General features: G+C 51.4%; 23 protein-coding genes. 22 read left to right on the forward strand and 1 reads right to left on the reverse strand.

Annotated elements, in window-relative coordinates:
* The first annotated feature begins 175 nt into the window (after nucleotides 1-175).
* Entirely contained in the window at nucleotides 176-1135 is a 960-nt protein-coding gene (gene rluC, locus FEM44_RS20255; protein ID WP_130258298.1) for a 23S rRNA pseudouridine(955/2504/2580) synthase RluC, read from the forward strand.
* A 111-nt stretch (nucleotides 1136-1246) separates the two neighbouring features.
* Here the strand turns inward: rluC and yceF are convergent, their stop codons facing one another.
* Entirely contained in the window at nucleotides 1247-1831 is a 585-nt protein-coding gene (yceF, locus tag FEM44_RS20260) for a 7-methyl-GTP pyrophosphatase (RefSeq protein WP_064528833.1), read from the reverse strand.
* Between the two features lie 198 nt (nucleotides 1832-2029).
* On the opposite strand from yceF, the gene yceD reads away from it, so the two are divergent.
* The 21 genes from yceD to ndh all read left to right on the forward strand — a co-directional run bounded on the left by yceD (nucleotide 2030) and on the right by ndh (nucleotide 20537).
* Nucleotides 2030-2551, forward strand: coding sequence for a 23S rRNA accumulation protein YceD (gene yceD, locus FEM44_RS20265; protein ID WP_001174481.1), 522 nt, complete (start codon nucleotides 2030-2032; stop codon nucleotides 2549-2551).
* A 51-nt stretch (nucleotides 2552-2602) separates the two neighbouring features.
* Entirely contained in the window at nucleotides 2603-2776 is a 174-nt protein-coding gene (rpmF, locus tag FEM44_RS20270; protein ID WP_000290727.1) for a 50S ribosomal protein L32, read from the forward strand.
* Between the two features lie 80 nt (nucleotides 2777-2856).
* Nucleotides 2857-3927, forward strand: a complete 1071-nt coding sequence (gene plsX, locus FEM44_RS20275; RefSeq protein WP_135522825.1) for a phosphate acyltransferase PlsX — start codon at nucleotides 2857-2859, stop codon at nucleotides 3925-3927.
* A 67-nt stretch (nucleotides 3928-3994) separates the two neighbouring features.
* Complete coding sequence (gene fabH / locus FEM44_RS20280) at nucleotides 3995-4948, forward strand: beta-ketoacyl-ACP synthase III (protein WP_130205541.1); 954 nt, start codon at nucleotides 3995-3997, stop codon at nucleotides 4946-4948.
* Nucleotides 4949-4963: 15 nt separating this feature from the next.
* Nucleotides 4964-5893, forward strand: coding sequence for an ACP S-malonyltransferase (gene fabD, locus FEM44_RS20285; RefSeq protein WP_135522824.1), 930 nt, complete (start codon nucleotides 4964-4966; stop codon nucleotides 5891-5893).
* Nucleotides 5894-5905: 12 nt separating this feature from the next.
* On the forward strand, nucleotides 5906-6640 hold the full coding sequence (gene fabG, locus FEM44_RS20290) for a 3-oxoacyl-ACP reductase FabG (protein ID WP_001008542.1): 735 nt from the start codon (nucleotides 5906-5908) through the stop codon (nucleotides 6638-6640).
* A 210-nt stretch (nucleotides 6641-6850) separates the two neighbouring features.
* Nucleotides 6851-7087 (forward strand): acyl carrier protein, encoded by a 237-nt coding sequence (gene acpP, locus FEM44_RS20295; protein WP_000103754.1) that lies wholly within the window; start codon nucleotides 6851-6853, stop codon nucleotides 7085-7087.
* Between the two features lie 88 nt (nucleotides 7088-7175).
* Complete coding sequence (gene fabF / locus FEM44_RS20300) at nucleotides 7176-8417, forward strand: beta-ketoacyl-ACP synthase II (protein WP_130205545.1); 1242 nt, start codon at nucleotides 7176-7178, stop codon at nucleotides 8415-8417.
* A 119-nt stretch (nucleotides 8418-8536) separates the two neighbouring features.
* On the forward strand, nucleotides 8537-9346 hold the full coding sequence (gene pabC / locus FEM44_RS20305) for an aminodeoxychorismate lyase (RefSeq protein ID WP_135522823.1): 810 nt from the start codon (nucleotides 8537-8539) through the stop codon (nucleotides 9344-9346).
* Nucleotides 9347-9348: 2 nt separating this feature from the next.
* Nucleotides 9349-10371, forward strand: coding sequence for a cell division protein YceG (yceG, locus tag FEM44_RS20310; protein WP_064528577.1), 1023 nt, complete (start codon nucleotides 9349-9351; stop codon nucleotides 10369-10371).
* Entirely contained in the window at nucleotides 10361-11002 is a 642-nt protein-coding gene (gene tmk, locus FEM44_RS20315; protein ID WP_130205551.1) for a dTMP kinase, read from the forward strand. Before yceG ends, tmk begins: the two co-directional genes overlap by 11 nt.
* The gene (gene holB / locus FEM44_RS20320) at nucleotides 10999-12003 is read left to right on the forward strand and encodes a DNA polymerase III subunit delta' (protein WP_135522822.1); all 1005 of its coding nucleotides are present in this window, start codon (nucleotides 10999-11001) and stop codon (nucleotides 12001-12003) included. The genes tmk and holB overlap by 4 nt, the downstream gene beginning before the upstream one ends.
* A 10-nt stretch (nucleotides 12004-12013) precedes the next feature.
* On the forward strand, nucleotides 12014-12811 hold the full coding sequence (locus tag FEM44_RS20325) for a metal-dependent hydrolase (protein WP_130205555.1): 798 nt from the start codon (nucleotides 12014-12016) through the stop codon (nucleotides 12809-12811).
* A gap of 294 nt (nucleotides 12812-13105) precedes the next feature.
* Entirely contained in the window at nucleotides 13106-14539 is a 1434-nt protein-coding gene (ptsG, locus tag FEM44_RS20330) for a PTS glucose transporter subunit IIBC (RefSeq protein WP_000475698.1), read from the forward strand.
* 498 nt (nucleotides 14540-15037) lie between these two features.
* Nucleotides 15038-15397 (forward strand): purine nucleoside phosphoramidase, encoded by a 360-nt coding sequence (hinT, locus tag FEM44_RS20335; protein ID WP_054445830.1) that lies wholly within the window; start codon nucleotides 15038-15040, stop codon nucleotides 15395-15397.
* Between the two features lie 2 nt (nucleotides 15398-15399).
* On the forward strand, nucleotides 15400-15777 hold the full coding sequence (locus FEM44_RS20340) for a YcfL family protein (protein ID WP_135522821.1): 378 nt from the start codon (nucleotides 15400-15402) through the stop codon (nucleotides 15775-15777).
* A gap of 13 nt (nucleotides 15778-15790) precedes the next feature.
* Entirely contained in the window at nucleotides 15791-16432 is a 642-nt protein-coding gene (gene lpoB / locus FEM44_RS20345; RefSeq protein WP_130205559.1) for a penicillin-binding protein activator LpoB, read from the forward strand.
* Complete coding sequence (gene thiK, locus FEM44_RS20350) at nucleotides 16413-17237, forward strand: thiamine kinase (protein WP_135522820.1); 825 nt, start codon at nucleotides 16413-16415, stop codon at nucleotides 17235-17237. The genes lpoB and thiK overlap by 20 nt, the downstream gene beginning before the upstream one ends.
* Nucleotides 17238-17247: 10 nt before the next feature.
* On the forward strand, nucleotides 17248-18273 hold the full coding sequence (gene nagZ, locus FEM44_RS20355) for a beta-N-acetylhexosaminidase (protein WP_135522819.1): 1026 nt from the start codon (nucleotides 17248-17250) through the stop codon (nucleotides 18271-18273).
* Between the two features lie 22 nt (nucleotides 18274-18295).
* Nucleotides 18296-18838: an alpha/beta hydrolase YcfP gene (ycfP, locus tag FEM44_RS20360; protein ID WP_135522818.1), complete on the forward strand. Its 543-nt coding sequence runs from the start codon at nucleotides 18296-18298 to the stop codon at nucleotides 18836-18838.
* Nucleotides 18839-19232: 394 nt separating this feature from the next.
* Nucleotides 19233-20537 (forward strand): NADH-quinone dehydrogenase, encoded by a 1305-nt coding sequence (gene ndh / locus FEM44_RS20365; RefSeq protein ID WP_064528597.1) that lies wholly within the window; start codon nucleotides 19233-19235, stop codon nucleotides 20535-20537.
* The last annotated feature ends 185 nt before the right edge of the window (nucleotides 20538-20722 follow it).

Below are 20722 nucleotides of genomic sequence, written 5' to 3' on the forward strand. Positions count from 1 at the left end.
GATGACTTTTACCATTTATCACCCACTTACTCACAGTTTTTTCACTTCTTGCTGGCGATTGGTTTAATAACCACCAATTAGGTGATCACCCTGCGAAGTAATAAGGTGCAAAACTAAATATAAGCATAGAAAAATGAGTGGCGCGAATCCTGCTGGCTATTTAGAATCGCCCACCATGAAAACAGAGACTCCATCCGTAAAAATCGTTGCTATCACTGCTGACGAAGCAGGGCAACGTATCGATAATTTTTTGCGTACCCAACTGAAAGGCGTACCAAAAAGTATGATCTACCGTATTTTGCGTAAAGGTGAAGTACGGGTGAACAAAAAACGTATTAAACCTGAATATAAACTCGAAGCTGGCGATGAAGTGCGTATTCCGCCAGTTCGCGTTGCCGAACGGGAAGAAGATGCGGTGTCGCCACATCTGCAAAAAGTGGCGGCGCTGGCGGATGTCATCTTATATGAAGATGATCATATTCTGGTGCTGAATAAACCGTCCGGCACGGCGGTACATGGCGGCAGTGGTTTAAGTTTCGGCGTTATTGAAGGTTTGCGGGCGTTGCGCCCTGAAGCACGGTTCCTCGAACTGGTGCATCGACTCGACAGGGACACTTCAGGCGTGCTGCTGGTGGCGAAAAAACGCTCGGCGTTACGTTCGCTGCATGAGCAGTTACGTGAAAAAGGCATGCAGAAAGATTACCTGGCGCTGGTGCGCGGCCAGTGGCAGTCACACGTGAAGAGTGTACAAGCGCCGTTATTGAAGAATATTTTGCAAAGCGGTGAGCGTATTGTGCGTGTGAGTCAGGAAGGTAAACCATCCGAAACGCGTTTTAAAGTGGAGGAACGCTATGCGTTTGCCACTCTGGTGCGTTGTAGCCCGGTTACCGGACGTACTCATCAGATCCGTGTGCATACACAGTATGCCGGTCATCCGATAGCGTTTGACGATCGTTACGGCGACCGTGAATTCGATAAACAACTAACTGAATCGGGAACGGGGTTAAATCGTTTGTTCCTGCATGCGGCGGCGTTGAAGTTTACGCATCCGGGGACCGGTGAGGTGATGCGTATCGAAGCGCCAATGGATGATGGTTTGAAGCGTTGTTTGCAGAAACTGCGTAACACGCGTTAATGCGAGCATATAAACCAGGTAGTAGGCGGTAGGCCTGATAAGGCGTTTACGCCGCATCAGGCAGTCAGCACCAATTGCCGGATGCGGCGTAAACGCGTCCGGCCCATAAAATTATCCCATCAGCGGGTTTTGCCCTTCCCGGCGCAACATCTGACAGAGCGCGATAAGCGGCAAACCAACCAGCGTGTTAGGGTCACGCCCCTCTAAGCGCTCAAACAGCGTGATACCAAACCCTTCACTCTTAAAGCTGCCTGCGCAGTGCAGGGGATGTTCTTTACGCACGTAATTATCAATCTCCGCCTCGCTCAGATGACGGAAATGGACGTCAAAAGGTTCAACTTCTGTTTGCAGATGCCCATTCGCCGAATTAAACAGCGCCAGCCCGGTATAGAAGGTGACAATATTGCCACTGGCTTTACGTAATTGCAGACGGGCATTTTCTTCCGTTAACGGTTTGCCAGTGATTTCACCGTCCAGTACACACACCTGATCAGAACCAATAATTAAATGATCCGGATAACGTGACGCCAGGGATTGCGCTTTTTCCTGCGCCAGTCGAAGCACCAACTGGCGCGGTGATTCATCGCTGCGCGGGGTTTCGTCGACCTCCGGCGCGGCACATTCGAAAGAGATTTGCAGTTTTTCCAGTAGGACGCGGCGCCAGGGCGATGTGGAGGCTAAAATAAGTTTAGGCATATTTTTTTCCATCAGATATAGCGTATTGATGATAGCCATTTTAAACTATGCGCTTCGTTTTGCAGGTTGATGTTCGTTATCAGCACTGAACGAAAATAAAGCAGTAACCCGCAATGTGTGCGAATTATTGGCAAAAGGCAACCACAGGCTGCCTTTTTCTTTGACTCTATGACGTTACAAAGTTAATATGCGCGCCCTATGCAAAAGGTAAAATTACCCCTGACTCTCGATCCGGTTCGTACGGCTCAAAAACGCCTTGATTACCAGGGTATTTATACTCCTGATCAGGTTGAGCGCGTCGCCGAATCTGTGGTCAGTGTGGACAGTGATGTGGAATGCTCCATGTCGTTCGCTATCGATAACCAACGTCTCGCGGTGTTAAACGGCGATGCGAAGGTGACGGTAACGCTCGAGTGTCAGCGTTGCGGGAAGCCGTTTACTCATCAGGTCTACACAACGTATTGTTTTAGTCCTGTGCGTTCAGACGAACAGGCTGAAGCACTGCCGGAAGCGTATGAACCGATTGAGGTTAACGAATTCGGTGAAATCGATCTGCTTGCAATGGTTGAAGATGAAATCATCCTCGCCTTGCCGGTAGTTCCGGTGCATGATTCTGAACACTGTGAAGTGTCCGAAGCGGACATGGTCTTTGGTGAACTGCCTGAAGAAGCGCAAAAGCCAAACCCATTTGCCGTATTAGCCAGCTTAAAGCGTAAGTAATTGGTGCTCCCCGTTGGATCGGGGATAAACCGTAATTGAGGAGTAAGGTCCATGGCCGTACAACAGAATAAACCAACCCGTTCCAAACGTGGCATGCGTCGTTCCCATGACGCGCTGACCGCAGTCACCAGCCTGTCTGTAGACAAAACTTCTGGTGAAAAACACCTGCGTCACCACATCACTGCCGACGGTTACTACCGCGGCCGCAAGGTCATCGCTAAGTAATCACGCGGCTGCGTGATGAAGCTTAGTGAGGATTTTCCCCAGGCAACTGGGGAAAGACCAAACCGGGCGGCGACGATACCTTGACACGTCTAACCCTGGCGTTAGATGTCATGGGAGGGGATTTCGGTCCTTCCGTGACAGTGCCTGCAGCTTTGCAGGCACTGAATTCTAATTCGCAACTCACTCTTCTTTTAGTCGGTAATCCCGACGCCATCACGCCATTACTTGCTAAAGCTGACTTTGAACAACGTTCGCGTCTGCAGATTATCCCTGCGCAGTCAGTTATCGCCAGTGATGCCCGGCCTTCGCAAGCTATTCGCGCCAGTCGCGGTAGCTCAATGCGCGTGGCGCTGGAGCTGGTTAAAGAAGGTAGAGCACAAGCCTGCGTCAGCGCCGGTAATACCGGAGCGTTGATGGGACTGGCAAAATTATTACTCAAGCCCCTTGAGGGGATTGAGCGACCTGCGTTGGTGACGGTGCTGCCGCATCAGCAAAAGGGCAAAACGGTGGTCCTTGATTTAGGGGCCAACGTCGATTGTGATAGCACAATGTTGGTGCAATTCGCCATTATGGGCTCAGTTTTGGCTGAAGAGGTGGTGGAAATTCCCAACCCTCGCGTGGCGTTGCTCAATATTGGTGAAGAAGAAGTGAAGGGTCTTGACAGCATTCAGGATGCCTCAGCTGTGCTGAAAACAATCCCTTCTATCAATTACATCGGCTATCTTGAAGCCAATGAGTTATTAACTGGCAAGACAGATGTGCTGGTCTGTGACGGCTTTACAGGAAATGTCACATTAAAGACGATGGAAGGTGTTGTCAGGATGTTCCTTTCTCTGCTGAAATCTCAGGGTGAAGGAAAAAAACGGTCGTGGTGGCTACTGTTATTAAAGCGTTGGCTACAAAAGAGCCTGACGAGGCGATTCAGTCACCTCAACCCCGACCAGTATAACGGCGCCTGTCTGTTAGGATTGCGCGGCACGGTGATAAAAAGTCATGGTGCGGCCAATCAGCGAGCTTTTGCGGTCGCGATTGAACAGGCAGTGCAGGCGGTGCAGCGACAAGTTCCTCAGCGAATTGCCGCTCGCCTGAAATCTGTATACCCAGCTGGTTTTGAGCTGCTGGACGATGGCAAAAGCGGAACTCTGCAGTAGCAGGACGCTGCCAGCGAACTCGCAGTTTGCAAGTGACGGTATATAACCGAAAAGTGACTGAGCGTACATGTATACGAAGATTATTGGTACTGGCAGCTATCTGCCCGAACAAGTGCGGACAAACGCCGATCTGGAAAAAATGGTGGATACTTCTGACGAGTGGATTGTTACTCGTACCGGTATTCGCGAACGCCATATTGCTGCGCCAAACGAAACCGTTTCAACCATGGGTTTTGAAGCGGCAACGCGTGCAATTGAAATGGCAGGCATCGATAAAGACCAGATTGGCCTGATTGTTGTGGCAACGACTTCTGCCACCCACGCCTTCCCGAGCGCAGCATGTCAGATCCAAAGCATGCTGGGCATCAAAGGCTGCCCAGCGTTTGACGTTGCCGCAGCCTGCGCAGGTTTCACCTATGCATTGAGCGTGGCCGATCAATACGTGAAATCTGGCGCGGTGAAGTATGCTCTGGTCGTCGGTTCCGATGTACTGGCGCGCACCTGCGATCCAACAGATCGTGGGACCATTATCATTTTTGGCGATGGCGCGGGCGCTGCGGTGTTGGCTGCCTCTGAAGAGCCGGGAATCATATCTACCCATTTGCATGCCGACGGTAGTTATGGTGAATTGCTGACGCTGCCAAACGCCGACCGCGTGAATCCAGAGAATTCAATTCATCTGACCATGGCGGGCAACGAAGTCTTCAAGGTTGCGGTAACGGAGTTGGCGCACATCGTTGATGAGACGCTGGAAGCAAATAATCTTGACCGTTCCCAACTGGACTGGCTGGTTCCACATCAGGCGAACCTGCGTATTATCAGCGCAACGGCGAAAAAACTCGGCATGTCAATGGACAATGTCGTCGTGACGCTGGACCGCCATGGTAATACCTCTGCCGCTTCTGTACCGTGCGCGCTGGATGAAGCCGTACGCGACGGGCGTATTAAGCCGGGGCAGTTGGTTCTGCTTGAAGCCTTTGGCGGTGGATTCACCTGGGGCTCCGCGCTGGTTCGTTTCTAGGATAAGGATTTAAACATGACGCAATTTGCATTTGTGTTCCCTGGTCAGGGTTCTCAAACCGTTGGCATGCTGGCTGATATGGCGGCGAGCTATCCAATTGTCGAAGAAACCTTTGCTGAAGCTTCTGCGGCGCTGGGCTATGACCTGTGGGCGCTGACCCAGCAGGGGCCAGCCGAAGAACTGAATAAAACCTGGCAAACTCAGCCAGCACTGTTAACAGCCTCTGTTGCACTGTACCGTGTATGGCAGCAGCAGGGCGGTAAAGCACCGGCAATGATGGCCGGTCACAGTCTGGGTGAATACTCCGCGCTGGTTTGCGCTGGTGTGATTGATTTTGCTGATGCGGTGCGTCTCGTTGAGATGCGCGGCAAGTTTATGCAGGAAGCTGTACCGGAAGGGACTGGCGCAATGGCGGCAATCATCGGTCTGGATGATGCGTCTATTGCGAAAGCGTGTGAAGAAGCAGCAGAAGGTCAGGTCGTTTCTCCGGTAAACTTCAACTCTCCGGGCCAGGTGGTTATTGCTGGTCACAAAGAAGCGGTTGAACGTGCTGGCGCTGCCTGTAAAGCTGCGGGCGCGAAACGTGCGCTGCCGTTGCCGGTGAGCGTACCTTCTCACTGTGCGCTGATGAAACCCGCTGCCGACAAACTGGCGGTTGAATTAGCGAAAATCACCTTTAACGCGCCGACCGTTCCGGTTGTGAATAACGTTGATGTCAAATGCGAAACCAATGGTGATGCCATTCGTGATGCCTTGGTACGTCAGTTGTATAACCCTGTTCAATGGACGAAATCCGTTGAATACATGGCAGCGCAAGGCGTTGAGCATCTTTATGAAGTGGGGCCGGGCAAAGTGCTTGCTGGCCTGACGAAACGTATTGTCGACACCCTGACCGCCTCGGCGCTGAACGAACCTTCAGCGATGGCAGCGGCGCTCGAGCTTTAAAAGAGGAACAACATGAATTTTGAAGGAAAAATCGCACTGGTAACCGGTGCTAGCCGCGGGATTGGCCGTGCAATCGCTGAAACGCTCGCGGCTCGTGGCGCGAAAGTTATCGGTACTGCGACCAGTGAAAGCGGTGCTCAGGCGATCAGTGATTATTTAGGCGCCAACGGTAAAGGTCTGATGTTGAATGTGACCGACCCGGCATCTATCGAATCTGTTCTGGAAAAAATTCGCGCAGAATTTGGTGAAGTCGATATCCTGGTCAATAATGCCGGTATCACTCGTGATAACCTGTTAATGCGAATGAAAGATGATGAGTGGAACGATATTATCGAAACCAACCTTTCATCTGTTTTCCGTCTGTCAAAAGCGGTAATGCGCGCTATGATGAAAAAGCGTCATGGTCGTATTATCACTATCGGTTCTGTGGTTGGTACCATGGGAAATGGCGGTCAGGCCAACTACGCTGCGGCGAAAGCGGGCTTGATCGGCTTCAGTAAATCACTGGCGCGCGAAGTTGCGTCACGCGGTATTACTGTAAACGTTGTTGCTCCGGGCTTTATTGAAACGGACATGACACGTGCGCTGAGCGATGACCAGCGTGCGGGTATCCTGGCGCAGGTTCCTGCGGGTCGCCTCGGCGGCGCACAGGAAATCGCCAACGCGGTTGCATTCCTGGCATCCGACGAAGCAGCTTACATCACGGGTGAAACTTTGCATGTGAACGGCGGGATGTACATGGTCTGACCGCGATTTGCACAAAATGCTCATGTTGCGCGCAGTCTGCGTGGTTATGAGTAATAATAAGTGCAAAATGATTTGCGTTGTTGGGGGGTATGGCCTCAAAATAACGTAAAATCGTGGTAAGACCTGCCGGGATTTAGTTGCAAATTTTTCAACATTTTATACACTACGAAAACCATCGCGAAAGCGAGTTTTGATAGGAAATTTAAGAGTATGAGCACTATCGAAGAACGCGTTAAGAAAATTATCGGCGAACAGCTGGGCGTTAAGCAGGAAGAAGTTACCAACAATGCTTCTTTCGTTGAAGACCTGGGCGCGGATTCTCTTGACACCGTTGAGCTGGTAATGGCTCTGGAAGAAGAGTTTGATACTGAGATTCCGGACGAAGAAGCTGAGAAAATCACCACCGTTCAGGCTGCCATTGATTACATCAACGGCCACCAGGCGTAAGTGAACATCTCCAGGCGGTCGTTCGACCGCCTGAGTTTTTTCTTTTTGTCCCACTAGAATCATTTTTTTCCCTCCCTGGAGGACAAACGTGTCTAAGCGTCGTGTAGTTGTGACCGGACTGGGCATGTTGTCTCCTGTCGGCAATACCGTAGAGTCTACCTGGAAAGCTCTGCTTGCCGGTCAGAGTGGCATCAGCCTAATCGACCATTTCGATACTAGCGCCTATGCAACGAAATTTGCTGGCTTAGTAAAGGATTTTAACTGTGAGGACATTATCTCGCGCAAAGAACAGCGCAAGATGGATGCCTTCATTCAATATGGAATTGTCGCTGGCGTTCAGGCCATGCAGGATTCTGGCCTTGAAATAACGGAAGAGAACGCAACCCGCATTGGTGCCGCAATTGGCTCCGGGATTGGCGGCCTCGGACTGATCGAAGAAAACCACACATCTCTGATGAACGGTGGTCCGCGTAAGATCAGCCCATTCTTCGTTCCGTCAACGATTGTGAACATGGTGGCAGGTCACCTGACTATCATGTATGGCCTGCGTGGCCCAAGCATCTCTATCGCGACCGCCTGTACTTCTGGCGTACACAACATCGGTCAAGCTGCGCGTATTATCGCGTATGGCGATGCTGACGTGATGGTTGCAGGTGGCGCAGAGAAAGCCAGTACGCCGCTGGGCGTTGGTGGTTTTGGCGCGGCACGTGCATTATCTACCCGCAATGATAACCCGCAAGCGGCTAGCCGTCCGTGGGATAAAGAGCGTGATGGTTTCGTACTGGGCGATGGCGCCGGTATGCTGGTACTTGAAGAGTACGAACACGCGAAAAAACGCGGTGCGAAAATTTACGCTGAACTCGTCGGCTTTGGTATGAGCAGCGATGCTTACCATATGACATCGCCGCCGGAAAACGGCGCAGGCGCAGCACTGGCAATGGCAAATGCTCTGCGTGATGCAGGAATTGAGCCTGGCCAGATTGGCTACGTGAACGCGCACGGTACTTCTACGCCAGCTGGCGATAAAGCTGAAGCGCAGGCCGTGAAAACTATCTTCGGTGAAGCTGCAAGCCGTGTGCTGGTAAGCTCCACGAAATCCATGACCGGTCACCTGTTAGGTGCAGCAGGTGCAGTAGAGTCCATCTACTCCATCCTGGCGCTGCGCGATCAGGCTGTTCCGCCGACCATCAACCTGGATAACCCGGATGAAGGTTGCGATCTGGATTTTGTGCCGCATGAAGCGCGTCAAGTCAGCGGAATGGAATACACCCTGTGTAACTCCTTCGGCTTCGGTGGCACTAATGGTTCTTTGATCTTCAAAAAGATCTAAGTCGCCATTTCCCACCTACATAAAAGGTCCGCTTGCGGGCCTTTTTTCTTAGATTTTATTCAGACTTGTTCCGCAGTGAACATGCTGCCACACTTACAATCCTATTATAAGGAGCCGGTATGTTCTTAATTAACGGTCATAAACAGGATTCGCTGGCAGCAAGCGATCGGGCCATACAATTTGGCGATGGCTGTTTCACGACAGCCAGAATTATCGACGGTAAAGTCAGCTTATTATCCGCGCACATTACGCGACTACAGGAAGCCTGTCAGCGGTTAATGATCGTTTGTGACTTCTGGGTGCAGCTTGAGCACGAGATGGCAACTCTGGCGGCAGAGCAGCAGAATGGAGTGCTGAAAGTGGTGATCAGTCGTGGCAGTGGTGGGCGAGGTTACAGTACGTTAAACAGCGGACCTGCAACGCGCATGCTCTCAGTTACGGCTTACCCAACGCATTACGACCGCTTACGCAAAGAGGGAATGCTGCTGGCACTAAGCCCGGTACGCCTGGGACGCAATCCTCATCTTGCGGGAATTAAACATCTTAATCGTCTTGAACAAGTGTTGATTCGCTCTCATCTTGAGCAGACAAACGCCGACGAGGCGCTGGTTCTTGACAGTGAAGGGTGGGTTACGGAATGCTGTGCAGCTAATTTGTTCTGGCGTAAAGGCAACGTGGTCTACACGCCGCGTCTGGATCAGGCTGGAGTTAACGGTATTATGCGACAATTCTGTATCCGTTTACTGGCACAATCCTCCTATCAGATTGCCGAAGTGCAAGCCTCGTTGGAAGACGTGATGCAGGCAGATGAAGTGATGGTTTGTAATGCGCTGATGCCAGTTATGCCTGTGCGTGCCTGTGATAATGTCTTCTTTTCGTCAACAACGCTATATCAATATTTAGCCCCACTTTGTGAGCACCCGAATTAGTCATGAAAAAAGTGTTATTGATTATCCTGTTATTGCTGATGGTACTGGGTATCGCCGCTGGTGTGGGCGTCTGGAAGGTTCGCCATCTTGCCGACAGCAAATTACTTATTAAAGAAGAGACGATATTCACCCTGAAACCTGGAACCGGAAGAATGGCTCTCGGTGAACAATTGTATGCCGATAAAATCATCAATCGCCCCCGAGTCTTTCAGTGGTTGCTGCGTATTGAGCCGGACCTTTCCCATTTCAAAGCCGGGACTTATCGCTTTACGCCGCAGATGACCGTGCGCGAAATGCTGCAATTGCTGAAAAGCGGGAAAGAAGCGCAGTTTCCGCTACGCCTGGTAGAAGGGATGCGTCTGAGCGACTACCTCAAACAATTGCGTGAGGCACCCTATATCACGCACACGTTAAGCGACGATAAATACGCTACCGTGGCGCAGGCCCTGGAACTTGAAAATCCAGAGTGGATTGAAGGCTGGTTTTGGCCAGACACCTGGATGTATACCGCTAATACCACTGATGTCGCGTTACTCAAACGAGCGCACAAGAAAATGGTGAAAGCGGTCGATAGCGCCTGGGATGGGCGAGCGGATGGTCTGCCGTATAAAGATAAAAACCAGTTGGTAACGATGGCGTCGATAATCGAAAAAGAAACCGCCGTTGCCAGCGAGCGCGATCAGGTTGCCTCAGTATTTATCAACCGTTTACGTATCGGCATGCGCCTGCAAACCGACCCGACGGTGATTTACGGGATGGGAGAGCGTTATAATGGCAAACTTTCTCGTGCAGATCTGGAAACGCCGACAGCGTATAACACCTACACCATTACTGGTCTGCCGCCAGGCGCGATTGCTACGCCGGGGGCGGATTCGCTGAAGGCTGCTGCGCATCCGGCGAAAACGCCGTATCTCTATTTTGTGGCCGATGGTAAAGGCGGTCACACGTTTAATACCAATCTTGCCAGTCATAACAAGTCTGTGCAGGATTACCTGAAAGTGCTTAAGGAAAAAAATGCGCAGTAAGTATATCGTCATTGAAGGGCTGGAAGGCGCAGGCAAAACCACCGCGCGAAATGTGGTGGTTGAGACGCTTGAGCAACTGGGGATCCGCGACATGGTTTTCACTCGAGAACCCGGCGGTACGCAGCTGGCGGAAAAATTAAGAAGCCTGGTGCTGGATATCAAATCGGTAGGCGATGAAGTCATTACCGATAAAGCCGAAGTACTGATGTTTTATGCCGCGCGCGTTCAGCTGGTGGAAACTGTCATCAAACCGGCGCTGGCGAAAGGCACCTGGGTGATTGGCGATCGGCACGATCTCTCCACTCAGGCGTATCAGGGCGGCGGTCGTGGCATTGACCAGCATATGCTGGCAACGCTGCGTGATGCTGTTCTGGGGGATTTTCGTCCTGACTTGACGCTTTATCTTGATGTGACCCCAGAAGTGGGGCTAAAACGCGCCCGTGCGCGTGGCGAACTGGATCGCATTGAGCAAGAGTCATTCGATTTCTTTAATCGTACTCGCGCCCGCTATCTTGAACTGGCGGCACAGGATAAAAGCATTTACACCATTGATGCCACTCAGCCACTGGAATCAGTGATGGAGGCGATTCGCACCACCGTGACTCACTGGGTTAAGGAACATAACGCATGAGATGGTATCCGTGGTTAAGACCCGATTTCGAGAAACTGGTAGCCAGCTATCAGGCCGGAAGGGGTCACCATGCGCTACTCATTCAGGCGTTACCTGGCATGGGCGATGACGCCTTAATCTACGCTTTAAGCCGTTACCTCCTGTGCCAACAACCAGAGGGGCATAAAAGCTGCGGCCACTGTCGTGGATGTCAGTTGATGCAGGCGGGAACGCATCCCGACTATTACACACTTGCTCCCGAAAAAGGGAAGAACGCGCTGGGCATTGATGCGGTGCGTGAAGTCACTGAAAAACTGAATGAACACGCGCGTTTAGGCGGTGCTAAAGTTGTCTGGATAACCGATGCCGCCTTGCTGACCGACGCTGCGGCGAACGCTTTGCTAAAAACACTGGAAGAGCCGCCGGCAGAAACTTGGTTTTTCCTTGCTACCCGGGAGCCTGAACGTTTACTGGCGACATTACGTAGTCGTTGTCGGCTACATTACCTCGCACCACCGCCAGAACAGTACGCCGTGACCTGGCTTTCACGTGAAGTGACAATGTCACAGGATGCGTTCCTTGCCGCACTGCGCTTAAGCGCCGGTTCGCCTGGCGCGGCGTTGGCGTTGTTTCAGGGAGATACCTGGCAGGCCCGCGAAACACTTTGCCAGACGTTGGCTCACAGTGTGCAATCTGGCGACTGGTATTCCCTGTTGCCGACACTTAATCATGAACAAGCTCCGGCGCGTCTGCACTGGCTGGCAACCCTGATGATGGACGCGCTCAAGCGCAAGTATGGCGCTTCGCAGGTTACCAATGTTGATGTGCCGGGCGTTGTTGCTGCGCTGGCAAACCAGCTTTCTCCCGCGTGCCTGCAGGCTATACTGGGGGATGTTTGTCACACCCGTGAGCAGTTAATTTCTGTCACTGGCGTAAACCGCGAGCTTCTCATCACCGATCTTTTACTGCGTATTGAGCATTACCTGCAACCGGGCGTTGTGCTACCGGTTCCTCATCTTTAAGAGAGACATCATGTTTTTAGTCGACTCACACTGCCATCTCGATGGTCTGGATTATGAATCTTTGCATAAGGACGTGGATGACGTTCTGGCGAAAGCCGCTGCGCGCGATGTGAAATTTTGTCTGGCGGTCGCCACGACATTACCGGGTTATCTGCATATGCGGGATCTGGTAGGCGAACGTGACAATGTCGTATTTTCTTGCGGTGTGCATCCGCTCAACCAGAACGATCCCTATGATGTGGAAGATTTACGCCGCCTGGCGGCGGAAGAGGGCGTTGTTGCCCTTGGGGAAACCGGGCTGGATTATTATTACACGCCGGAAACTAAAGTGCGTCAGCAAGAGTCTTTCATCCACCATATCCAGATTGGTCGTGAACTGAACAAGCCGGTTATTGTCCATACGCGTGACGCCCGCGCCGATACGCTGGCAATTCTGCGCGAAGAAAAGGTGACGGATTGCGGTGGCGTACTACACTGTTTTACAGAGGACAGAGAAACGGCGGGCAAATTACTGGATCTTGGATTTTACATCTCCTTCTCCGGCATTGTGACCTTCCGTAATGCAGAACAACTACGTGATGCCGCGCGTTATGTGCCGCTCGACCGGTTACTGGTCGAAACTGACGCGCCTTATCTGGCACCTGTGCCGCATCGAGGAAAAGAGAATCAACCTGCAATGGTTCGTGATGTTGCTGAATACATGGCTGTGTTGAAAGGTGTTGCCGTTGAAGAGCTGGCGCAGGTAACCACCGATAACTTCGCCCGCCTGTTTCACATCGACGCTTCCCGCCTTCAATCCATCCGTTAAATGAATTTATTTTAAGGCTCGTAATTAATTACTAAAACGAGTAAAGTTCACCGCCGCAAATTGGGCGGTGAATAACCATGTTTGATGCTTTATGGCATTTATTTTGTCAATACGTGCAACTTCGCTAAAGGTCCGAAGTTGAAACGTGATAGCCGTCAAACAAATCGATAATGAATTATTTTACTCTGTGTAATAAATAAAGGGCGCTTAGACGCCCTGTACACGGCAAGGTTCTCCCCCCCTTGCCACGCGTGAGAACGTTAAAAGCACCCATACTCAGGAGCACTCTCAATTATGTTTAAGAATGCATTTGCTAACCTGCAAAAGGTCGGTAAATCGCTGATGCTGCCGGTATCCGTACTGCCTATCGCAGGTATTCTGCTTGGCGTCGGTTCCGCGAATTTCAGCTGGCTGCCCGCCGTTGTATCGCATGTTATGGCAGAAGCGGGCGGTTCCGTTTTTGCAAACATGCCACTGATTTTTGCAATTGGTGTCGCCCTCGGCTTTACCAATAACGATGGCGTATCCGCTCTGGCCGCAGTTGTTGCCTATGGCATCATGGTAAAAACCATGGCCGTGGTTGCGCCGCTGGTACTGCATTTACCTGCTGAAGAAATCGCCGCTAAACACCTGGCGGATACGGGCGTACTCGGGGGGATCATCTCCGGTGCGATCGCAGCGTACATGTTTAACCGTTTCTACCGTATTAAGCTGCCTGAGTATCTTGGCTTCTTTGCCGGTAAACGCTTTGTGCCGATCATTTCTGGCCTGGCTGCCATCTTTACTGGCGTTGTGCTGTCCTTTATTTGGCCGCCAATTGGTTCCGCCATTCAGACCTTCTCCCAGTGGGCTGCTTACCAGAACCCGGTAGTTGCGTTTGGCATTTACGGATTCATCGAACGCTGCCTGGTACCGTTTGGTCTGCACCACATCTGGAACGTACCTTTCCAGATGCAGATTGGTGAATACACCAACGCCGCAGGTCAGGTATTCCACGGTGACATTCCGCGTTATATGGCGGGTGACCCGACTGCGGGTAAACTGTCTGGCGGCTTCCTGTTCAAAATGTACGGTCTGCCGGCTGCCGCGATTGCTATCTGGCACTCTGCTAAACCAGAAAACCGCGCTAAAGTGGGCGGTATCATGATCTCCGCGGCGTTGACCTCGTTCCTGACCGGTATTACCGAGCCAATCGAGTTCTCCTTCATGTTCGTTGCGCCGATCCTGTACATCATCCACGCGATTCTGGCAGGTCTGGCATTCCCGATCTGTATCCTGCTGGGTATGCGCGATGGTACATCGTTCTCGCACGGTCTGATCGACTTCATCGTCCTGTCTGGTAACAGCAGCAAGCTGTGGCTGTTCCCGATTGTCGGTATCGGTTATGCGATTGTTTACTACACCATCTTCCGCGTGCTGATTAAAGCTCTGGATCTGAAAACCCCGGGCCGTGAAGACGCAACTGAAGATGCGAAAGCTACTGGCACCAGCGAAATGGCACCGGCTCTGGTTGCTGCATTTGGTGGTAAAGAAAACATCACTAACCTTGACGCATGTATTACCCGTCTGCGTGTTAGCGTCGCTGATGTGTCCAAAGTGGATCAGGCTGGCCTGAAGAAACTGGGCGCAGCGGGCGTAGTGGTTGCTGGTTCCGGTGTTCAGGCGATTTTCGGTACGAAATCCGATAACCTGAAAACCGAAATGGATGAGTACATCCGCAACAACTAATCCGTAAGACGTTGGGGAGACTAAGGCAGCCGAATGGCTGCCTTTTTTACAGCCGCAAATCAGACAGGTCATCATTAAATTGCGTGTTGCGCCCGGGACGATAGTTCCTTTCACGTTGATATCGTAGGTTTTGTCGAGCAGATTATTTCCAGCAATGAGACGTTTTGGGTTATCTGATAACAGGCGAACAGCTCCACCTGCGAATAGTAATTTTGCCCGTCAGTGGAAGGAAACTGCTAAAGCAATGCTGGTGGTAGCAGGAAGGGCCTGGTAGCCGATATCCCTGTTATTATCTAAACCAAAGAGAAAAGGTGTTTTCGGCCCATTCACAGGCAAAAATGGGAATAATGGCGATGTATACGGCAGTAAAACGATTTTTTGCTTATAAATCGTGGCTTAAGGTTGAAAGAGCAGGTTTAACTCGACCATACTCTATACTCGCAGTGTAGCGCGGCGTAGCATGGCGCAACGCATGGCAATTTGAAAAAGGAAAATGTCGTGGCAGAAGAAACTATTTTCAGCAAAATTATTCGTCGTGAGATCCCCTCCGATATCGTCTACCAGGATGAGCTGGTAACGGCGTTTCGCGATATTTCGCCGCAAGCGCCAACGCATATTCTGATCATTCCAAATATCCTTATCCCTACCGTGAACGACGTGTCTGCCGAGCATGAGCAGGCACTGGGGCGTATGATCACCGTAGCGGCAAAAATCGCCGAGCAAGAAGGCATTGCCGAAGATGGCTATCGTTTGATCATGAATACCAACCGTCATGGCGGGCAAGAGGTCTATCACATTCATATGCACCTGCTGGGTGGCCGTCCGTTGGGACCAATGCTGGCGCATAAAGGCCTGTAACGATGAGAAAAGGGTGCTTTGGACTGGCGTCTCTGGCGTTGCTATTGCTGGTCGGTTGTCGTTCACATCCGGAAATCCCGGTGAATGATGAACAGTCACTGGTGATGGAGTCATCTTTGCTGGCAGCGGGCATTAGCGCAGAAAAGCCCGTTCTTTCAACGTCTGATATTCAGCCTTCAGCATCCTCGACGCTTTATAACGAAAGGCAAGAACCCGTTACCGTTCATTATCGTTTTTACTGGTATGACGCCAGGGGGCTTGAGATGCACCCTCTGGAAACGCCGCGCAGCGTCACCATTCCCGCACGTTCAGCGGTGACTCTGTTCGGCAGCGCCAATTTTCTTGGAGCGCACAAAGTCAGACTTTATCTTTATTTGTAAGGGGTGAATCTTGATGACAAAAATGAGTCGCTACGCTTTAATCACCGCGCTGGCGATGTTTCTTGCCGGGTGTGTGGGGCCACGTGAACCCGCACCGGTAGAAGAAGTAAAACCTGCGCCGGAGCAACCGGCTGAGCCGCAACAGCCAGTACCCACAGTGCCATCAGTGCCGACGATCCCGGAGCAGCCAGGGCCAATTGAGCACGAAGATCAAACCGCACCGCCTGCGCCGCATATTCGTCATTATGACTGGAATGGCGCAATGCAGCCGATGGTCGGTAAGATGCTTGGGGCCGATGGCGTGACCGCAGGCAGCGTCTTGCTGGTTGATAGCGTCAATAACCGCACCAATGGTTCTTTGAATACCGGGGAAGCGACAGAAACTCTGCGCAATGCACTGGCTAATAACGGTAAATTTACCCTCGTTTCCGCCCAGCAGCTTTCGATGGCCAAGCAGCAGTTAGGCTTGTCGCCGCAGGATAGCTTAGGCACCCGTAGTAAAGCCATTGGTATTGCTCGCAACGTGGGGGCTCATTACGTGCTGTACTCCAGCGCCTCTGGCAACGTTAACGCTCCGACCCTGCAAATGCAGTTGATGCTGGTGCAGACGGGCGAAATTATCTGGTCAGGTAAAGGTGCCGTTCAGCAACAATAATCCCATCACGCGCGACGAGTTATTGTCGCGCTATTTCCCGCAGTATCATCCCGTCGCGACGTTTAACAGTGGACTTAGCGGCGGGAGTTTTCTCATTGAACATCAGGATCAGCGTTATGTTGTGCGTCAGACTCACGATCCTGATGCGCCGCAGTCCGTGTTTCTGCGCCAGTACCGGGCGTTATCACGATTACCGGCATACCTTGCACCAAAGCCACATCTCTATCTCCGTGGCTGGATGGTGGTCGACTATTTGCCCGGCGAGGTAAAAACGCAATTGCCGGATACCGACGAACTGGCAGGCTTGCTGTATTATCTGCATCAACAACCGCGTTTTGGCTGGCGAATAATCCTGCTGCCGTTACTGGAACGGTACTGGCAGCGAAGCGATCCGGCGCGGCGGACAGCGGGTTGGCTGCGACTATTAAAACGTCTGCGCAAAATACGGGAACCACAGCCATTACGTTTAAGCCCGTTGCATATGGATGTTCATGCAGGGAACTTAGTCTATACCTCGTTAGGGCTAAAGCTCATTGACTGGGAGTATGCCGGTGATGGCGATATCGCGCTCGAACTGGCGGCGGTGTGGGTGGAAAATAGTGAGCAGCACCGGCAATTAGTTAATGACTATGCCGTGCTGGCGAATATTAATCCGGCGCATTTGTGGCATCAGGTCAGGCGTTGGATTCCCTGGTTACTGATGCTGAAAGCAGGGTGGTTTGAGTACCGCTGGCAACAAACCAGCGATCAACAATTTATCAGGCTGGCCAATGACACCTGGCGGCAGCTATCAATAAAACAATAAGGAGAGCAGTGTGGGTCCAGTAATGTTGGATGTCGAAGGTTATGAACTGGACGCGGAAGAGCGCGAAATACTTGCGCATCCGCTGGTGGGAGGGCTGATTCTCTTTACACGTAACTATCATGATCCAGTACAGTTGCGCGAACTGGTACGCCAGATCCGCGCTGCTTCACGCAATCACCTGGTGGTGGCGGTGGATCAGGAAGGTGGACGCGTGCAGCGTTTTCGTGACGGTTTTACCCGCTTACCGGCGGCACAATCTTTTGCCGCGCTGTTGGGAATGGAAGAGGGGGGCAAACTGGCGCAAGAGGCGGGTTGGCTGATGGCCAGCGAAATGATCGCTATGGATATTGATATCAGCTTTGCGCCAGTGCTGGACGTAGGACATATCAGCGCGGCGATTGGTGAACGTTCTTATCATGCCGATCCAGAAAAAGCCCTGGCAATCGCCAGTCGGTTTATTGATGGGATGCATGAAGCCGGAATGAAAACCACCGGTAAACATTTTCCTGGTCACGGTGCCGTAACTGCAGATTCACACAAAGAGACGCCGTGCGACCCACGCCCGCAAGCGGAAATTCGTGCCAAAGATATGTCGGTTTTCAGTACGTTAATTCGCGAAAATAAACTCGATGCCATTATGCCCGCGCATGTGATCTACAGCGATGTTGATCCGCGTCCTGCGAGCGGTTCTACCCACTGGCTGAAAACTGTTTTACGTCAGGAGCTGGGGTTTGACGGCGTGATTTTCTCTGACGATTTATCGATGGAAGGCGCAGCGATTATGGGCAGTTATGCCGAGCGTGGACAGGCATCACTGGATGCAGGTTGCGATATGATCCTGGTCTGCAATAATCGTAAAGGGGCCGTCAGCGTGTTAGATAATCTGTCACCGATCAAGGCAGAACGTGTTACACGTTTGTATCATAAAGGTTCATTTTCGCGACAGGAACTGATGGACTCGGCCCGCTGGAAAGAGATCAGCGCCCGTCTGAATCAGTTACATGAACGCTGGCAGGAAGAGAAGGCAGGTCACTAACCCTGGCTTATGTGAGGAAGCGATGATTATCTATTTGCACGGTTTTGACTCTAACAGTCCGGGTAACCACGAGAAAGTCTTACAATTGCAGTTTATTGACCCGGATGTACGGCTAATAAGCTACAGTACGCGGCATCCGAAACATGATATGCAGCATTTGCTCAAAGAAGTGGACAAAATGCTGCAACTGAACGTCGACGAGCGCCCGCTCATTTGTGGTGTTGGTCTGGGCGGTTATTGGGCAGAGCGGATTGGTTTTCTCTGTGATATTCGCCAGGTGATCTTCAATCCCAATTTGTTCCCTTATGAGAACATGGAAGGGAAGATTGATCGCCCGGAAGAGTACACCGACATCGCGACTAAATGTGTGACTAACTTCCGCGAGAAGAATCGCGATCGCTGTCTGGTGATTTTGTCGCGTCACGATGAAGCGCTTAACAGTCAGCGGACATCTGAAGAGCTGCATCATTATTACGAGATTGTCTGGGACGAAGAGCAGACGCACAAATTCAAAAATATCTCTCCGCATTTGCAGCGCATTAAAGCATTCAAAACCCTAGGTTAATTGGCATCGTCGCATCAGGTAACCTTGTCGGTACCTGATGCGACCCGGATTAAGGCGTTCACGCCGCATCCGACAGCCGAGCACCAATGCCTGATGCGATGCTGCGCATCTTATCAGGCCTACCAAACGCCCTCTATACACGCCTCACGCTATATAACCCTTCCGAATCAGCTCAAATAATAAACAATAAACTCTGTTTTTTGATCTCAACAGGTAAAGTCGCCTATCTTTTCAGCAACAAAACTTGATTAACATCAATTTTGGTATGACCAATGCACCATTCATGTTATTCTCAATAGCGAAGAACATTTTCATTGCTGTAACCTGTTGTTAATTAAGAGCTATATTAATAACCATTAGTTAACAATTGGTTAATAAATTTAAGGGGGTCACGTTGACTACGCCATTGAAAAAAATTGTGATTGTCGGCGGCGGTGCTGGTGGGCTGGAAATGGCAACACAGCTTGGAGATAAGCTGGGGCGCAAGAAAAAAGCCAAAATTACATTGGTCGATCGTAACCACAGTCACCTGTGGAAACCGTTGCTGCACGAAGTGGCAACCGGATCGCTCGATGAAGGCGTTGATGCGCTGAGCTATCTGGCCCATGCGCGTAATCATGGTTTCCAGTTTCAGCTGGGGTCTGTGGTTGATATCGATCGTGAAGCGAAAACAATCACCATTGCTGAACTGCGCGACGAAAAAGGCGAATTGTTAGTTCCAGAGCGGAAAATTGCTTACGACACGCTGGTGATGGCGCTGGGTAGCACCTCTAACGATTTCAACACGCCGGGCGTAAAAGAGAACTGCATTTTCCTTGATAACCCGCATCAGGCCCGTCGTTTCCATCAGGAGATGCTGAATCTGTTCCTGAAGTTTTCTGCTAACCTGGGCGCCAATGGCAAAGTGAATATTGCGATTGTTGGCGGCGGCGCGACCGGCGTAGAGCTCTCTGCCGAATTGCACAATGCCGTGAAACAACTGCACAGTTACGGTTACAAAGGGCTGACCAACGAAGCCCTGAACGTTACTCTGGTGGAAGCGGGAGAGCGAATTTTGCCAGCGTTACCGCCGCGTATCTCTGCTGCGGCTCACAATGAGTTAACGAAACTGGGCGTTCGCGTGCTGACGCAAACTATGGTTACCAGTGCCGATGAAGGCGGTTTGCACACTAAAGATGGTGAATATATTCAGGCCGATCTGATGGTGTGGGCTGCCGGGATAAAAGCACCAGATTTCCTGAAAGATATTGGTGGTCTTGAAACCAACCGTATCAACCAACTGGTGGTGGAACCGACGCTGCAAACCACGCGCGATCCAGACATTTACGCTATTGGCGACTGTGCGTCATGCCCGCGTCCGGAAGGGGGCTTTGTACCGCCGCGCGCTCAGGCCGCACATCAGATGGCGACCTGCGCAATGAACAACATTCTGGCGCAGATGAACGGTAAACCGCTGAAAAATTATCAGTATAAGGATCACGGTTCGCTGGTATCGCTGTCCAACTTCTCCACCGTCGGTAGCCTGATGGGTAACCTGACGCGCGGTTCAATGATGATTGAAGGACGAATTGCGCGCTTTGTGTACATCTCGCTATACCGAATGCATCAGATTGCGCTGCATGGCTACTTTAAAACCGGATTAATGATGCTGGTGGGCAGTATCAACCGCGTTATCCGTCCGCGTTTGAAGTTGCATTAATCGGCGTACACTGGCGGATGTGGCGTAAACGCCTCATCCGCCCTTGAGGAACAGTGCGATCTGTAGCCGCGTCGTATCAGGTATCCTTTCAGACTTCTCTGAATCCTTCAGCTTTTCCTGCTATTCCCACGCTTTTCATCTTCTGTCTGATAGCTGCTTTTCCCCTTCGCTTGCATGATTGTCAT

This window comes from Escherichia sp. E4742 (assembly GCF_005843885.1).
Taxonomy (GTDB): domain Bacteria; phylum Pseudomonadota; class Gammaproteobacteria; order Enterobacterales; family Enterobacteriaceae; genus Escherichia.

Excerpts from the sequence above, each read along its gene's own strand:
- rluC (WP_130258298.1), top strand. The coding sequence starts at position 176 with ATGAAAACAGAGACTCCATCCGTAAAAATCGTTGCTATCACTGCTGAC.
- yceF (WP_064528833.1), bottom strand. The coding sequence starts at position 1,831 with ATGCCTAAACTTATTTTAGCCTCCACATCGCCCTGGCGCCGCGTCCTA.
- yceD (WP_001174481.1), top strand. The coding sequence starts at position 2,030 with ATGCAAAAGGTAAAATTACCCCTGACTCTCGATCCGGTTCGTACGGCT.
- rpmF (WP_000290727.1), top strand. The coding sequence starts at position 2,603 with ATGGCCGTACAACAGAATAAACCAACCCGTTCCAAACGTGGCATGCGT.
- fabH (WP_130205541.1), top strand. The coding sequence starts at position 3,995 with ATGTATACGAAGATTATTGGTACTGGCAGCTATCTGCCCGAACAAGTG.
- fabD (WP_135522824.1), top strand. The coding sequence starts at position 4,964 with ATGACGCAATTTGCATTTGTGTTCCCTGGTCAGGGTTCTCAAACCGTT.
- fabG (WP_001008542.1), top strand. The coding sequence starts at position 5,906 with ATGAATTTTGAAGGAAAAATCGCACTGGTAACCGGTGCTAGCCGCGGG.
- acpP (WP_000103754.1), top strand. The coding sequence starts at position 6,851 with ATGAGCACTATCGAAGAACGCGTTAAGAAAATTATCGGCGAACAGCTG.
- pabC (WP_135522823.1), top strand. The coding sequence starts at position 8,537 with ATGTTCTTAATTAACGGTCATAAACAGGATTCGCTGGCAGCAAGCGAT.
- yceG (WP_064528577.1), top strand. The coding sequence starts at position 9,349 with ATGAAAAAAGTGTTATTGATTATCCTGTTATTGCTGATGGTACTGGGT.
- tmk (WP_130205551.1), top strand. The coding sequence starts at position 10,361 with ATGCGCAGTAAGTATATCGTCATTGAAGGGCTGGAAGGCGCAGGCAAA.
- holB (WP_135522822.1), top strand. The coding sequence starts at position 10,999 with ATGAGATGGTATCCGTGGTTAAGACCCGATTTCGAGAAACTGGTAGCC.
- FEM44_RS20325 (WP_130205555.1), top strand. The coding sequence starts at position 12,014 with ATGTTTTTAGTCGACTCACACTGCCATCTCGATGGTCTGGATTATGAA.
- ptsG (WP_000475698.1), top strand. The coding sequence starts at position 13,106 with ATGTTTAAGAATGCATTTGCTAACCTGCAAAAGGTCGGTAAATCGCTG.
- FEM44_RS20340 (WP_135522821.1), top strand. The coding sequence starts at position 15,400 with ATGAGAAAAGGGTGCTTTGGACTGGCGTCTCTGGCGTTGCTATTGCTG.
- lpoB (WP_130205559.1), top strand. The coding sequence starts at position 15,791 with ATGACAAAAATGAGTCGCTACGCTTTAATCACCGCGCTGGCGATGTTT.
- ycfP (WP_135522818.1), top strand. The coding sequence starts at position 18,296 with ATGATTATCTATTTGCACGGTTTTGACTCTAACAGTCCGGGTAACCAC.